Consider the following 13,186-nt stretch of genomic DNA (forward strand, 5'->3'; position numbering starts at 1 on the left):
GACAGGGGTCGTTCCCGCTTCGGCCCGGCAACGCGCGCCCGCCCGAGTGCACCGATTCAGCGCCCCTTCCCCGCCCGTTCACGCGCGTTCACCGGTGCGCAGAACGCCCTTCTGCGTCGCATCCGCGTATCAGGCAGGTAACTGGCATAAGAACGGGTTACCCCCCGAACGGTTGACCTGATCCGCGCAGAGCTACCGATGGTGGGATTGCTGCCTGTCAGCGGGCTGCCGCCCGGCCAGGTCGACAACCGACCCGTTCGTGGGGCGGGTGCGGGGGTAAGGGCCTGACCGGGACGCGCACGCGCCCCGTCCGCTCACCTGACCTCCGGGGGCATATCCACCGGGACGGTGAGATTGGCCTCCGGCAATGGGGGTAGCTGGGTTGACGCAGTGAATTTCGCACGGCCAGGTGATTTACGTTCACCCGCTGTGAGGTGTTCGCTTCCAGGGTGACTGAGCAAAGGCGCTCCAAGCCGTCCGAACTGGAGTTGGACCTCATCCGACGGATTCAGAACCTCGCGCACCGCGCCGAGGTGACCGCACACAGCCGTTCCAACCTGGTCGGCCCCCCGCCGTCCCAGGAGCACCTGGACATCCTCGCGGAGATCCGGGCGCTGACCGAGCTGGCCGTGGAGGAGCAGGTCGTGGGCAGACCGCGCTCCACCGTTCCCCCGCAGGCGCCGCGGCCCGTCGAGGAGTCCCTCGGCGGGACGACGCGGACGCTGGTCTGACGGGCGGGGGCGGCGCACCACCCGCCCCCGCGCCCGCCTGAGCGCCGCCCGCGGACCGCAAGGGGCCCGGCCCACCCCGCAGGAGGGTGAACCGGGCCCCGCAACGCCACCGCGCCCCTGAGCGCGCGCGAAGCGCTGCCAGGGCGCCGCTCCGCGGGCGCTACTTGCGCCGCACCATGTTCACCAGGCCCTTGAACGTCTCCTCCAGCCCGGACGAGAACGGGTTGTCGTGCACCAGGTACGTCCACGTCGTGTTCGGCCGCTGCACGCCCGCCGCCTCCAGGTGCGCGCCCTCCGCGTCGATGGTCACCTTCACGAAGGTGTCCTCCGACTCCTCCCACGCGTCGTTCTCCACCTTGTTGAACGCCGTGATCGCCTCGCGGTGGAACTCGTCCAGGGGGTTCTGCCTGGCCAGCGCCCGCAGGTGGATGCCCTCGCGCAGGTCGGTCAGGAACACCAGGTGGTCGGTCCACCGCTGGTCCAGGTGGTGCAGGACGATCTGCCGCGCCGCCTCGAACCGGACCTCCTCGTCCAGCTCCGCCAGCTCCTCGGCGCGCTCCGGCTTGCGCCGCGCCAGCTCCTCCCAGGCGTCCCCGCCGGTCAGCAGCTCCTCGCGCCGCTTGAGCAGCAGCAGCCGCTGGTGCTCGATCAGCTTGCTGTAGCGCCAGGTGTTCCGGTGGATCTCCAGGTGCACGCCCTCGGCGACGCGCTGCGCGTGCTCGACGGTGGCCAGCGTGCCCTTGTCGACCACCCGCCCGTCCTCCTCGACCTCGCTGGCGTCCGCGAAGTCCGGCACGTACTGGGTGAACAGCTCGTCCTGCAGCGAGGAGAAGAACACCGACCCGCCGGGGTCGCCCTGCCGCCCGGCGCGCCCGCGCAGCTGGTCGTCCAGCCGCGACGACGAGTGCCGCCCGGTGCCGATCACGTACAGCCCGCCCAGCTCGGCGATGCGCTCCCGGTCCGTCGACTCGTGCCCGCCGAGCCGGATGTCCGTGCCCCGGCCCGCCATCTGCGTCGACACGGTGATCCGCTCGAACGACCCGGCGTCCGCGATGATCGACGCCTCCTCGGCGTCGTTCTTCGCGTTGAGCACCACGCACTCCAGCCCCGCCTCGGCGAGCTTGCGGGAGAGCCGCTCCGACTCGGCCACGTCCAGCGTGCCCACCAGGATCGGGCGGCCGTTCGCGTGCGCCTCGGCGATGGCGGCGACGATCGCCGCCTCCTTCTGCTCCAGCGTCGCGTACACCCGCGACTCCTCGTCCTCGCGCACGCAGTCGACGTTGGACGGGATGACCAGCACCTCGAGCGCGTAGAACGTGCGCAGCTGCTCGGCGACGGCCACCGCGGTGCCGGTCATGCCGCACACCACCGGGTAGCGGTTGAGCAGCGCCTGCACCGTGATCGAGTCGAGCACCTCGCCGCTGTCGGTGGTCGCCACCGCCTCCTTGGCCTCCACGGCCGCCTGCAGGCCGTCCGGCCAGCGCTGGAGCTTCGCGATGCGGCCCTTGGTGTCGTTGATCAGGTGCACCTTGCCGTCGCGGACGATGTAGTCCACGTCCCGGTGCAGCAGCACCTGCGCGTGCAGCGCCACGTTCACCTTGGACAGCGTGGTCGACACGTGCTCGTCCGAGTACAGGTCGATGCCGCCGAGCGCCCGCTCGACCGCCTCGCTGCCCGCCCCGGTCAGGTAGACGTTGCGCTCCTCGTCGTCCACCTCGAAGTGCAGGTCGCGCCGCAGCCGCTTGACCAGCTCGGCCAGCGCCGGGTCGGCGGCGGGACCGGCCGTGGAGCCCGCGAGCACCAGCGGCACGCGCGCCTCGTCCACGAACACCGAGTCGGCCTCGTCGACCAGCGCCACGCTCGGCTCCGGCACGATCCGGTCCGCCACGCTCGTGGCCAGCCGGTCGCGCAGCACGTCGAACCCGATCTCGCTGACCGACGCGTAGGTGACCTCGGCCTGGTAGGCGGCGCGCCGCTCCTCGGGCTTGGAGCTCTGGCTCAGCCAGCCCACCGACACGCCCAGCAGCGCGTACAGCGGCCCCATCCACTCGGCGTCGCGCTGCGCGAGGTAGTCGTTGACCGACACCACGTGCGCCTGCTTGCCCTGCAGGGCGAAGCCCGCGGCGGCGATCGCGCCGGACAGGGTCTTGCCCTCGCCGGTGGCCATCTCCACGACGTGCTTGTCCAGCAGGCCCAGCGCGCCGAGCACCTGCACGTCGAACGGGCGCAGGCCCAGCGCGCGGTCGGCGGCCTCGCGGCCCAGCGCGACGACCTCCACCAGGTCGGCCCGCTTGAACGGGGCCTTCTCCCGCAGGGCGGTGGCGGCCTCGGTCAGCTCGGCGTCGCTGAGCTTCCCGATCGCCTCCGCCCGCGCGTTGACCTCGTCGAGCAGGGCGCGGTAGGGCGAGAGGTCAGCAGAACCCGGCTTCTGCGCGAACCGGCGCAGCCGCTGCTTGAACCGCCCGAGGAGTGTGGTCACGGACGGGCAACGTACGCCACCGGCGTGGCGTTCCGCACGTCACCCGGTTGACCGTTCACTCTCCCGCACCCGCCCGACCGGGGCGCGGGGGCGTTCGCGCAGCGTGCCGGGGTGGTCGCGCCCGGTGCGGGCCCGCGCTCGCAGAGCGCCGCCCCACCGGCCCCATCGGCGGGGCGGGACTCCGCGAGCGCTGCGCCCTCGACTCGGGCGCCCTCTCCGGTCACGTCGGGTGACCGGCAGGTCTCGGGGCCGCCACGACCCCGCTCGTACCGGTCTACTCCGATCGGCCCGCGCGGTTCGGTCCTGCTCGATTCAGATCACCCCGCCCGGCCGCACCGGGTTCGGGAACACCAACTTGCGCCGGGCTCGGGGGCAACCGATCCGACGTCCGGTCGTTCGCCCGCGCCCGCCCCTCAGTCCAGGTCCAGCCCGGTCTGCACCTCGGCGAGCGCCGAGAGGGCCTCCTCCAGCTCCTCGGCCTCCTCCCACAGCTCGCGCCACTCGGACTCCTCGGCCACGACCCGGTCCAGCGCCCGCCCGGCCAGCGCGACCAGCGCGGTGTCCGGCTCCGGCACCTCGGGCCCGTTCCGCACGACCTCGCCGACGCGCGCCGCCGCCACCACGGCCGCCGCCGCGAGCGCCGACTGGGCCTCCGGGTTCTCCAGGTAGTCGGACTCGTCCGCCGCCGCCTCCAGGGCCTCGCGGAGCACGCCGGTCCGCTCCTCGGGGTCGGCGTCGCGCAGCACCGCCAGCAGGTCGAGCGCCCCGTCGTTCTCGAACACCCCGGTGCCCCAAGCTCCCATGTGCGAGAGCCTAGTCCACACAGGACAACCGCCCGCGAGCGTGATCGACACCGGTTCCGGGGAACCTTCCGGGGTGCTCGCGCGTCAATCAGGGCACTTGAGACAGTGGAGGAAGCCCGTGGTGTTCAAGAGGATGTTGCGCGCGTTCGGGGTCGGCGGACCCTCGGTGGACACCGTGCTGAGCAACCCCAACGTCCGCCCCGGCGACGTGCTCACCGGCGAGGTCCGCATCTCCGGCGGCGACCACCAGGCCGAGATCGACCGGGTGAAGCTCACCCTGGTCACCAGGGTCGAGGTGGAGCGCGGCGACGAGGAGCACGTCCGCAACGTCGAGTTCGCGGGCATCATCGTCGCCGAGAAGGTCGTGGTCGGCGCGGGTCAGCAGTACTCGCTGCCGTTCCGGTTCCAGATCCCGCTGGAGACGCCGCTGACCGTCGTGCACGGCAGGCACCTGCACGGCATGACGATGGGCCTGCGCACCGAGCTGGACGTGCGCGGCGCGATCGACCCCGGCGACCTGGACCCGTTCGCGGTGCACCCGCTGCCGTCGCAGGAGCACGTGCTGGCCGCGTTCGACGCGCTCGGCTTCACCTTCAGCAAGGCCGACTGCGAGCAGGGCCGCATCCACGGCGTCCCGCAGCAGCTGCCGTTCTACCAGGAGATCGAGTTCCGGCCCCCGGTGCAGTTCCTCAACCGGATCAGCCAGGTCGAGCTGAGCTTCGTCGCCGACCCGCAGCAGCTGCACGTGGTGCTGGAGGCCGACCGCAGGGGCGGGCTGCTGCGCGCCGGCGGCGACGTCTTCGGGCACTTCTCGCTGCCGCACTCGCAGGTCCCCGGCACCGACTGGGCCGGGCTCGTGCACCAGTGGATGGACCAGGTCGCCCGCAGGCGCGGCATCTTCTAGCCCCGACCCCACCCGGTGGGGACGCCCGCGCGTCCCGCCGGGTGGAGCAGGCCGCGCCGCGCGCCCGGCCGAACCCGCGTGCTCCCGGCGTCCTTGACCGTGCGCGGAGCGTGTTGCACCCTGACCGCACGGTGAGGTCCGGGCGCGCGCCCGGACCGCGACGAGGAGGTCCCCGGTGCGGCGCACGATGTTCGACGACGACCACCACGCGTTCCGCGAGAGCGCGCGGGCGTTCGTGGACCGCGCCCTCCGGCCGAACTACCCCAGGTTCGTCGAGCAGCGCGGCCTCGACCGGGACGTGTGGCTGGAGGCGGGCCGCCAGGGGCTGCTGGGGCTGGAGGTCCCCGAGGAGCACGGCGGGTCCGGCGCGGACGACTACCGGTTCAACACCGTGTTCGCCGAGGAGCTGTGCGCGCTCAGCGCGGGCGTCGCCTCCTGCCTGGGCATCCACGGCGACGTCGTCGGCCGCTACCTGGTCGACCTGTGCACCGAGGAGCAGAAGCGGCGCTGGCTGCCCCGGTTCTGCTCCGGCGAGCTGGTCACCGCCATCGGCATGACCGAGCCGTCCGGCGGCTCCGACCTCGCCGCGCTCAAGACCACCGCCGTGCGCGACGGCTCCGACTGGATCCTCAACGGCTCCAAGACGTTCATCACCAACGGCTTCTCCGCCGACCTCGTCCTCGTCGCCGCCAGCACCAGCCCCGACCGGGGCGCCAGGGGCATCAGCCTGTTCGCCGTCGAGTCGGGCACGCCCGGCTTCGAGCGCGGGCGCAAGCTCGACAAGGTCGGGCAGCCCGAGTCCGACACCGCCGAGCTGTTCTTCTCCGACGTGCGCCTGCCCGCCGACAACCTCGTCGGCGAGGTCGACCGGGGCTTCGCGCACATGATGCGGCGGCTGCCGCAGGAGCGGCTCGGCGCGGCCGTGTCGAACCTCGCGCACGCCGCGCGGATCCTCGTCGAGACGGTCGAGTACACCAAGGAGCGCAAGGCGTTCGGCCAGTCGATCGGCTCGTTCCAGGCCAACAAGTTCACCCTCGCCGAGCTGGTCACCAAGGTCGACGTGACGCAGGCGTACGTGGACCAGTGCGTGCTCGCGCACAACGCGGGCGAGCTGACCGCGATCGACGCCGCCAAGGCCAAGTTCTGGACGGCGGACGTGCAGAACTCAGTGCTGGACGCGTGCGTGCAGCTGCACGGCGGGTACGGGTACATGACCGAGTACCGGGTGGCGCGGGCGTGGATGGACGCGCGGGTGACCCGGATCTGGGCGGGCTCCAACGAGATCATGAAGGAGCTGATCGGGCGCGACCTCGGGCTGTGAGCCCGGCGGTGCGGTTCCCCGGCTAACGCGTGATCGCGATCACGCGACAGTCGGGCTGGGGGAGAAGTCGACCGCATCGGGGGGAACGTCGTGGCCGCGCCGCAGCAGATCGCCGAACCGGAGCTGACCGTCCTGGCCCCGCCCAGGCCCGCGTACCGCCGCAAGCGCTACCTGCTGCCGTTCGCGATCAGCGCGGCCACCGCCCTGGTGGGGGCGATCGCGCTGTTCGCGGGCGGCACGGTCGGCCTGCCGCTGCAGCAGGTCGTCGTCATCACCGGCAAGCTCGCCTCGAAGGCCGAGTTCTTCACCGACGAGGTGGTGCGGCGCGAGCTGATGGCGCACGGCATCCAGGTGCACATCACCAAGGCGGGCTCGCGCGCGGTCGCCACGGGCGACGTCGACCAGTACGACTTCGTGTTCCCCTCCGGGCAGCCCGCCGCGCTGCTGATCAAGGAGCAGCGGCGGGCGGAGCACAAGTTCGCCAAGGTGCACAAGCCGTTCTTCAGCCCGATCGTGTTCGGCACGTACCGCGACTACGCCGAGGCGCTGCTCACCGGGCTCGGGGAGGAACCCGCCACCGCCGACGACGGGAAGCTGTACTTCTCGGTCGACATGGCCAGCCTGGTCGAGCTGATGCGCCGGGGCGCCAGGTGGTCCGACCTGGGCCGGGGCCGCCTCAACAACGGCAACCAGGTCCTGGTCCAGACCCCGGACGTGTGCAGCGCCAACTCCGCCGCCACCTACCTGGGGCTGCTGGCGTTCGTGGTCAACGGCCAGCGCCCGCCGGTGGACGAGGCCGAGGCCCTCGCGCTGGCCGACCAGGTCAAGCCGTTCCTGATCGGCCAGGGCCTGCCCGGTGACGACATGTCCATGCAGTACCTCGCGCCCGAGGGCCGCGGCCTGGCGCCGATCGCGGTGTTCTACGAGCACCAGTACCTGGCCCACCAGATCCGCCACGTGCGGCAGAACGGGAAGCCCGACGCCAACCGGGTGCTGATCTACCCGGAGGCGCAGCTCCAGACCGTGCCCGAGTACATCGCGCTCACCCCGGACGGCGACCGGCTCGGCCAGCTGATCAGCAACGACCCCGCGCTCAAGCAGCGGGCCCTCGAACTGGGGTTCCGGGTGTTCGAGCCGGACGGCTCGCTCAGCGCGGGCAGGCTCGCCGAGCACCTGGACTCCCTCGGCCTGCCCGCGCCCGACAGCGGCGTCAGCGACACCGAGACGTTCCTGCCGCCGCTGCCGCTGCTGGAGAAGATGATCGAGCGCGTCGGCGGCTGCCGGTGAGGCGCGCGGCCCTGCTCCTGGCCGTCGCCGCGCTGCTCGCGCCCACCGCCTGCACGACCACCCGCCCGCCCGAGGTGCGGCTGACCGCGCTGGCCGCGCCCGAGCTGGCCGACCTGGCCCCGCTGCTGCCCGACCTGCGCCGCGACACCGGCGTCGAGCTGGTGCTCGACCACCGCGAGACGCTCGGCGCCGACCTGTCCGGGCACGACCTGGCGTGGCCGCCCAGCACCCGCTACCTGCGCCTGGCGGGCGGCGAGCTGCCGCTGGCCACCCCGACCATGACCTCGCCGCTGGTGCTCGCCGTCAAGCGCGACCGCGCGCCGGGCCTGCGCGGCGGCACCTGGGCCGACGTCGCCCAGCTCGCCGCGGGCGGCGGGCTGCGGTTCGCGCTGGCCGACCCGCACCGCGCCGACAGCGGCCTGTCCGCGCTGATCGGCGTCGCCACCGCCGCCGCGGGCACCGGGAGCGCGCTGCGCCCGCAGGACGTGGCGTGCGACAAGCTCGGCGGCCTGCTCACCGGGCTCGTGCGGGCCGAGCCGGACTCGGCGACCGCGCTGGCCGAGTTCGCCCGGCGCGACGACGTGGACGCGGTCGTCGGCCCCGAGTCCGAGCTGCTGCGGCTGGCCGACTCCGGGCGGGTGCCCGGCGGGTTCGACCTGGTGCGCCCGCGCGACGGGGTCGTGCTCGCCGACTACCCGCTGCTGCTCGTGCGGCCCGAGCACCGGGACGCGTACGACCGGGTGGTGGCGTGGCTGCGCTCGGACGCGGTGCAGCGGCGGATCGCCGAGACCACCGCGCGCAGGCCCGTCGACCCCGCGCTGCCCCGGCCCGAGCGGCTGTCCGAGGAGATCGGCGCCGCGCTGTACTTCCCGGCGGAGCAGGCCGTGGTGGACGCGGTGCTCGCCGCCTACGACCGGGCGGCGGCCGGGCTGCGGGGGAGCGTGGTGTTCGTCCTGGACTACTCGCTGTCCATGCGCGGGGAGCGGATCGCGCAGCTGCGGGACGTGTTCGCGCGGCTGTCCGGCGGGGGCGGGTTCGACCGGTTCGCGCTCGGCGAGCGGATCACCGTGGTGCGCTTCGCCGGGCGGGTGCTGGACGAGCGGACCGTCGTCGTCGACGGGCAGGCCGCGCTGGACGGGCTGGCGGCCGTGCTCGCGTCCGACGACCTCGGCGAGGGCACCGCGCTGTGGACGGCGCTGCGGCGCGGGCAGGAGCTCGCGGGCGACGGGCCCGTCGTGCTGGTCACCGACGGCGAGTCGAACGCGGGCATCGGTCCCGAGGAGTACCTGGCGGGGCCGCACGGGGCGCGCACCTACGCGATCCGGGTGGGCGAGGCGGACCCGGCCGAGCTGGACCGGGCGGCGAGGGCGAGCGGCGGGCGGGTCGTGGACGCGACCGGGTCGCTGACCGAGGCGGTGGGGGAGATCCGTGGCTGTCGATAGGGCGCTGTGGTGGTCGGTGTGGTGGCCGTGGGCGGTGGTGTGGGTGGTGACCGCGCTGGCGCTGCTGGTCGCCCTCGGGGCGGTCGTCGCGGCGTGGCGCGGCAGGGCCAGGTACGCCCCGGCGCCGGGCGTTCCGGGGGTGCCGATCTACCTGGACGAGAAGGCGGTGATGGACCTGTACCAGGTCGGCGGGTACGGGGACGCCATGACCAAGGAGGTGGTCGACCGGGTCGGCACCACCAGGGACGGGAAGATCGCGCTCAAGGGCCTGGACGTCGGCGTGGAGGGGGCGCGGCAGTCCGGGCGCGAGGTGGTCAAGACGTACATCGAGAACTCGGAGCCGATCGCCGTCGTCGGGGTGCTGCTCGGGGCGCTGGAGAGCGCGCACGGGGTCGTGCACGTGGACCTGCGGGACCGGACGGTGCGCGGGGACGTCGCGCTGGAGCGGGCGCTCGGCGACGGCGCGCGGACCGCGCGGCTGCGGCGGATCGACGCCTACGTGTCGGTGCGCGGGGAATTCCGCGAGACGGGGCGGCACGACGGCACTAGGGTCTTCCAGGCGCCCTACGGCGACCCGGACGACCCGGCCGAGGGGCCGCAGGTCGTCGTCGAGTGCCAGAGCGCCGGGCTGCGACCGGACGTCGTGCCCGAAGGGGTGTTCAGCGCGCGGTGCTTGGGCCGGGTGCAGGCGTGGAAGGCGGGGAGCGGGGAAATGGTCATCAGGCCGATCGCGGTGTTCCTGTGAAGGCGCTGCTGGACCGCGTGCTCGTGGTCGACGTCGAGGCGACCTGCTGGGAGGGCGCGCCGCCCGGCGGGCAGGTCAGCGACATCATCGAGATCGGGGTGTGCGAGTACGACGTCGCGCTCGGCGAGCGGGTCGAGCGGCACTCGCTGCTGGTGCGCCCCACCCGGTCCGAGGTGAGCCCGTTCTGCACGTCGTTGACGACGTTGACGCAGGAGCAGGTCGGGCGCGGGCTGGACTTCGGGGTGGCGTGCGCGCGGTTGCGGGAGCTGGGGTCGCACGAGCGGGTGTGGGCCAGCTACGGGGACTACGACCGCAAGCAGTTCCAGCGGCAGTGCGCCGACCTGGGCGTGCCCTACCCGTTCGGGCCGAGGCACCTGAACGTGAAGACCCTGTTCGCGCTGACGCGGGGCCTGCACCGGGAGGTCGGCATGGCCCAGGCGCTGGCGCTGGCCGGGCTGCCGCTGGACGGCACGCACCACCGGGGCGACGACGACGCGTGGAACATCGCGGCGCTGCTCGGCACGCTGCTGGTCAGGTGAGCCGGGGGGTTCTGCGATCCTTGAGCGCATGGCAACGGTTCCGGAGCGGCTGATCACCGCAGCGACGCGCTTGTTCGCCGCCAAGGGGTACGACCGGGTGGCGGTGCAGGAGGTCGTGGAGCAGGCGGGCGTCACCAAAGGGGCCATGTACCACTACTTCGGGTCCAAGGACGACCTGCTGGCGGAGATCTACGGGCGGTTGCTGCGGATGCAGACCGAGCGCCTGGAGCACTTCGCGGCGGCGCGGGGCCCGGTGGACGAGCGCCTGCGGGCGGCGGCGGTGGACGTCGTGGTGACGAGCGTGGACAACTTCGACCAGGCGAAGGTCTACTTCCGCTGCGCCGACCACCTGCCGGAGGACAAGCGGCTGGGGCTGCGCGCGGAGCGGCGGCGGTACCACGAGCGGTTCCGGGGGTTGGTGGAGCAGGGGCAGGCGGAGGGAGTGTTCTCGCCCGCGGCGCCCGCGGATTTGGTGGTGAACTACTTCTTCGGGGCGGTGCACCACCTGGCCGAGTGGTACAGCGCGGAGGGGGCGCTGACGGCGGGGCAGGTGGGGGAGCACTACGCGGACCTGCTGATCAGCTCGCTGCGGGCTTGAGCGTCGACCGCCCCTGGCTGCACCCGGTGGCCAGGGGCGGTGGGGCGCGTCAGCCCTTGGGGAGGCTGGGCTCCACGGCCTTGGCCAGGGTCTCGGCGGTCGCGCACGCCTCGTCGAGCGAGTTGATGGAGTACGCGAAGACGTCCGCCCTGGAGGTGGGGGAGATCTCGATGGCGATGACGCAGTCGAGCTGGCTCGCGGCTTCCTTGACCAGCTTCGCCTTCCTCGTGCCGACGGTGGTGTCCGAGATCTTGGAGGTCGGACCCGGCTTGTAGTCGGCGAGGGCGAGGGTCGGGTAGATGCTGAGTCCGAGGGACAGCTTCTTCTTCGAGTTCTCGGCGTTGCAGGCATCGGTGCTCGCGGCTCCGCCGGTCCGCTCCTGGATGTTCTCCAGATCCTGCTCCGCGGCGACCTCGGTGAGGATCTCGCAGGAGGAGAGCTGGTCCGAGGGGGCTGAGCCGGAGGTCGGCTTCGAGGCGGAGGTGGAGCCGCTCGCACTGCCCTGCGGGCTCGCCGCCGAAGGGTTTCCCGGCTCGACGGTGGAGCAGGCGGTCAGTGCTGCGGCGGCGAGGATCGCGGCAGCGAGACGAATCTTGGTCAAGGCTCTTCCGTTCCGACGATGTCCTGCGGTTACTGCGGGTAGTTCATCTGGTTCGACTGGTCGACGCTCTGGTAGTTCTGCTTCGCCTGCTCCATCGCCTCACGGGCCTCGGTCAGCGCTTTGATGAGCTCCTGGATGGCGGGAAGGAGTCCGATCGTCCCAGGGCCGCCCTGCACGTTCTCCAGGTTGTAGCGGCTCATCGCTATGGCGTCGGGGCTCGTGCCCAACTTCGTCTCCTGGTTCAGGATCTGAACGTTGAACATCATCGAGCCCAAGGAGTCCAGCGCGTTGTTGATCGCCTGGATGTACGCGTCCGCCCCGGATTCCGTGATGGCGAACCCACCCGAAGCAGCGCTCTGCTTCAGGCTCGTCATGTTCGCCGTCATCGACTTGATCGTCTCGATGTTCAGCGCATCCGCCACGTCACACCCCCAGTGGTAAGTCCGTTGACCCGAACGTTACCGCCCGAACCACCCCCACGTGGCGACCTTCGCGCTACTCACGGCACCAGCAGCACCACCGTCTCCGCCACGCAAGCCGGCTTCGCCGCCCCCTCCGCCTCCACGACCACCCGGACCACCGCCTGCCGCTCCCCGCCACCCCCGCCCTCGGACACCGACACCACCTCCACCCCCGCCCGCACCCGCGTCCCCACCAGCACCGGGCTCGGGAACCGCACCCGGTTCAGCCCGTAGTTCACCCCCATCGACACCCCCTCCACCGAATACACCTCCCGCACCAGCAGCGGGATCAGCGACAGCGTCAGGTACCCGTGCGCCACCGGACCCCCGAACGGCCCCGCCGAAGCGCGCTCCACGTCCACGTGGATCCACTGGTGGTCCCCCGTCGCCTCCGCGAACAGGTCCACCTCGTGCTGCGTCACCTCGTGCCAGGGCCCGAACCCCAGGTGCTCCCCGGCAGCCGCAGCGAACTCCGCCAACCCCTCGAACCGGCGCACCATCAGTCCCGAGGCCCGCCTGCGACGTACACGACCTGCCCGGACACGAACCCCGCCCCCTCGCTGACCAGGAACGACGCCGTGTGCGCGATGTCCTCCGGCACCCCGACCCGCCCCACCGGGATCGCCGCCGCCGCGGCCGCCTTGAACTCCGCGAAGTCCACCCCGACCCGCGCCGCCGTCGCCGCCGTCATGTCGGTCTCGATGAACCCCGGCGCGATCGCGTTCACGGTCACCCCGAACCGCCCCAGCTCGATCGCCAGCGTCTTCGTGAACCCCTGCACCCCGGCCTTCGCCGCCGCGTAGTTCGCCTGCCCCCGGTTCCCCAGCGCGGACGTGCTCGACAGGTTCACCACCCGCCCCCACCCGGCCTTCACCTGGTGCGCCTGCACCGCCCGGCTCATCAGGAACGCCCCGCGCAGGTGCACCCCGATCACGGTGTCCCAGTCGTTATCGGACATCTTGAACAGCAGGTTGTCCCGCAGCACCCCGGCGTTGTTCACCAGCACCACCGGCGGCCCCAGCTCCTCGGCGACCCGCGCCACCGCCGCGTCCACCGACGCCCGGTCCACGACGTCCACGCCCACCGCCAGCGCGCGCCCGCCGTCCGCCTCGATCGCCGCGACCCCGTCCGCGCACCGCTCCGCGTCCAGGTCCAGCAGCGCCACCGCGAACCCGTCCCGCGCGAACCGGGCGGCCACCGCGGCCCCGATCCCCCGAGCCGCCCCGGTGACGACCGCAACCCGTCCCTCGGCCACGTGAACCTCCTCGATCAGCG

The 13,186-nt window shown here is 72.6% G+C and carries 14 protein-coding genes; 8 read left to right on the forward strand and 6 right to left on the reverse strand.

Annotated features, from left to right (window positions below; genetic code table 11):
• The first annotated feature begins 449 nt into the window (after nucleotides 1–449).
• Nucleotides 450–731 carry a hypothetical protein gene (locus CNX65_RS07905; RefSeq protein ID WP_096497671.1) on the forward strand — a complete coding sequence of 94 codons (282 nt, stop codon included), beginning with the start codon at nucleotides 450–452 and terminating at the stop codon, nucleotides 729–731.
• Nucleotides 732–891: 160 nt separating this feature from the next.
• Here the strand turns inward: CNX65_RS07905 and secA2 are convergent, their stop codons facing one another.
• Both secA2 and CNX65_RS07915 read right to left on the reverse strand, forming a co-directional pair.
• On the reverse strand, nucleotides 892–3,210 hold the full coding sequence (secA2, locus tag CNX65_RS07910; protein ID WP_096492176.1) for an accessory Sec system translocase SecA2: 2,319 nt from the start codon (nucleotides 3,208–3,210) through the stop codon (nucleotides 892–894).
• A gap of 413 nt (nucleotides 3,211–3,623) precedes the next feature.
• Nucleotides 3,624–4,013: a DUF4259 domain-containing protein gene (locus tag CNX65_RS07915; protein ID WP_096492177.1), complete on the reverse strand. Its 390-nt coding sequence runs from the start codon at nucleotides 4,011–4,013 to the stop codon at nucleotides 3,624–3,626.
• Nucleotides 4,014–4,134: 121 nt separating this feature from the next.
• Between CNX65_RS07915 and CNX65_RS07920 the strand changes: the two genes are divergently transcribed.
• The 7 genes from CNX65_RS07920 to CNX65_RS07950 all read left to right on the forward strand — a co-directional run bounded on the left by CNX65_RS07920 (nucleotide 4,135) and on the right by CNX65_RS07950 (nucleotide 10,849).
• On the forward strand, nucleotides 4,135–4,917 hold the full coding sequence (locus CNX65_RS07920; RefSeq protein ID WP_232519745.1) for a sporulation protein: 783 nt from the start codon (nucleotides 4,135–4,137) through the stop codon (nucleotides 4,915–4,917).
• Between the two features lie 175 nt (nucleotides 4,918–5,092).
• A complete protein-coding gene (locus tag CNX65_RS07925) occupies nucleotides 5,093–6,238 on the forward strand; it encodes an acyl-CoA dehydrogenase family protein (RefSeq protein ID WP_096492179.1) in 1,146 nt (381 codons plus the stop codon).
• 90 nt (nucleotides 6,239–6,328) lie between these two features.
• Entirely contained in the window at nucleotides 6,329–7,525 is a 1,197-nt protein-coding gene (locus CNX65_RS07930; RefSeq protein ID WP_232519746.1) for a hypothetical protein, read from the forward strand.
• On the forward strand, nucleotides 7,522–8,967 hold the full coding sequence (locus CNX65_RS07935; RefSeq protein ID WP_232519747.1) for a substrate-binding domain-containing protein: 1,446 nt from the start codon (nucleotides 7,522–7,524) through the stop codon (nucleotides 8,965–8,967). Before CNX65_RS07930 ends, CNX65_RS07935 begins: the two co-directional genes overlap by 4 nt.
• Nucleotides 8,954–9,712, forward strand: coding sequence for a hypothetical protein (locus tag CNX65_RS07940; RefSeq protein ID WP_096492181.1), 759 nt, complete (start codon nucleotides 8,954–8,956; stop codon nucleotides 9,710–9,712). Before CNX65_RS07935 ends, CNX65_RS07940 begins: the two co-directional genes overlap by 14 nt.
• Nucleotides 9,709–10,251, forward strand: coding sequence for a 3'-5' exonuclease (locus tag CNX65_RS07945; protein WP_096492182.1), 543 nt, complete (start codon nucleotides 9,709–9,711; stop codon nucleotides 10,249–10,251). The genes CNX65_RS07940 and CNX65_RS07945 overlap by 4 nt, the downstream gene beginning before the upstream one ends.
• A gap of 28 nt (nucleotides 10,252–10,279) precedes the next feature.
• Nucleotides 10,280–10,849 (forward strand): TetR/AcrR family transcriptional regulator, encoded by a 570-nt coding sequence (locus CNX65_RS07950; RefSeq protein ID WP_096492183.1) that lies wholly within the window; start codon nucleotides 10,280–10,282, stop codon nucleotides 10,847–10,849.
• Between the two features lie 49 nt (nucleotides 10,850–10,898).
• Here the strand turns inward: CNX65_RS07950 and CNX65_RS07955 are convergent, their stop codons facing one another.
• The 4 genes from CNX65_RS07955 to CNX65_RS07970 form a co-directional block, all read right to left on the reverse strand.
• Nucleotides 10,899–11,450: a DUF3558 family protein gene (locus CNX65_RS07955; RefSeq protein ID WP_096492184.1), complete on the reverse strand. Its 552-nt coding sequence runs from the start codon at nucleotides 11,448–11,450 to the stop codon at nucleotides 10,899–10,901.
• A gap of 29 nt (nucleotides 11,451–11,479) precedes the next feature.
• A complete protein-coding gene (locus CNX65_RS07960) occupies nucleotides 11,480–11,872 on the reverse strand; it encodes a hypothetical protein (RefSeq protein WP_232519748.1) in 393 nt (130 codons plus the stop codon).
• Between the two features lie 77 nt (nucleotides 11,873–11,949).
• Nucleotides 11,950–12,411, reverse strand: a complete 462-nt coding sequence (locus CNX65_RS07965) for a MaoC family dehydratase (protein ID WP_096492185.1) — start codon at nucleotides 12,409–12,411, stop codon at nucleotides 11,950–11,952.
• Nucleotides 12,411–13,166, reverse strand: a complete 756-nt coding sequence (locus CNX65_RS07970; protein WP_096492186.1) for an SDR family oxidoreductase — start codon at nucleotides 13,164–13,166, stop codon at nucleotides 12,411–12,413. Before CNX65_RS07970 ends, CNX65_RS07965 begins: the two co-directional genes overlap by 1 nt.
• Nucleotides 13,167–13,186: the final 20 nt, after the last annotated feature.

The organism is Actinosynnema pretiosum (genome assembly GCF_002354875.1).
In the GTDB taxonomy this organism is placed as follows: domain Bacteria; phylum Actinomycetota; class Actinomycetes; order Mycobacteriales; family Pseudonocardiaceae; genus Actinosynnema; species Actinosynnema auranticum.

What these genes read in the sequence shown, in the direction of transcription:
- CNX65_RS07965 (WP_096492185.1), bottom strand. Translation starts at nt 12,411, where the DNA reads ATGGTGCGCCGGTTCGAGGGGTTGGCGGAGTTCGCTGCGGCTGCCGGG.
- CNX65_RS07950 (WP_096492183.1), top strand. Translation starts at nt 10,280, where the DNA reads ATGGCAACGGTTCCGGAGCGGCTGATCACCGCAGCGACGCGCTTGTTC.
- CNX65_RS07915 (WP_096492177.1), bottom strand. Translation starts at nt 4,013, where the DNA reads ATGGGAGCTTGGGGCACCGGGGTGTTCGAGAACGACGGGGCGCTCGAC.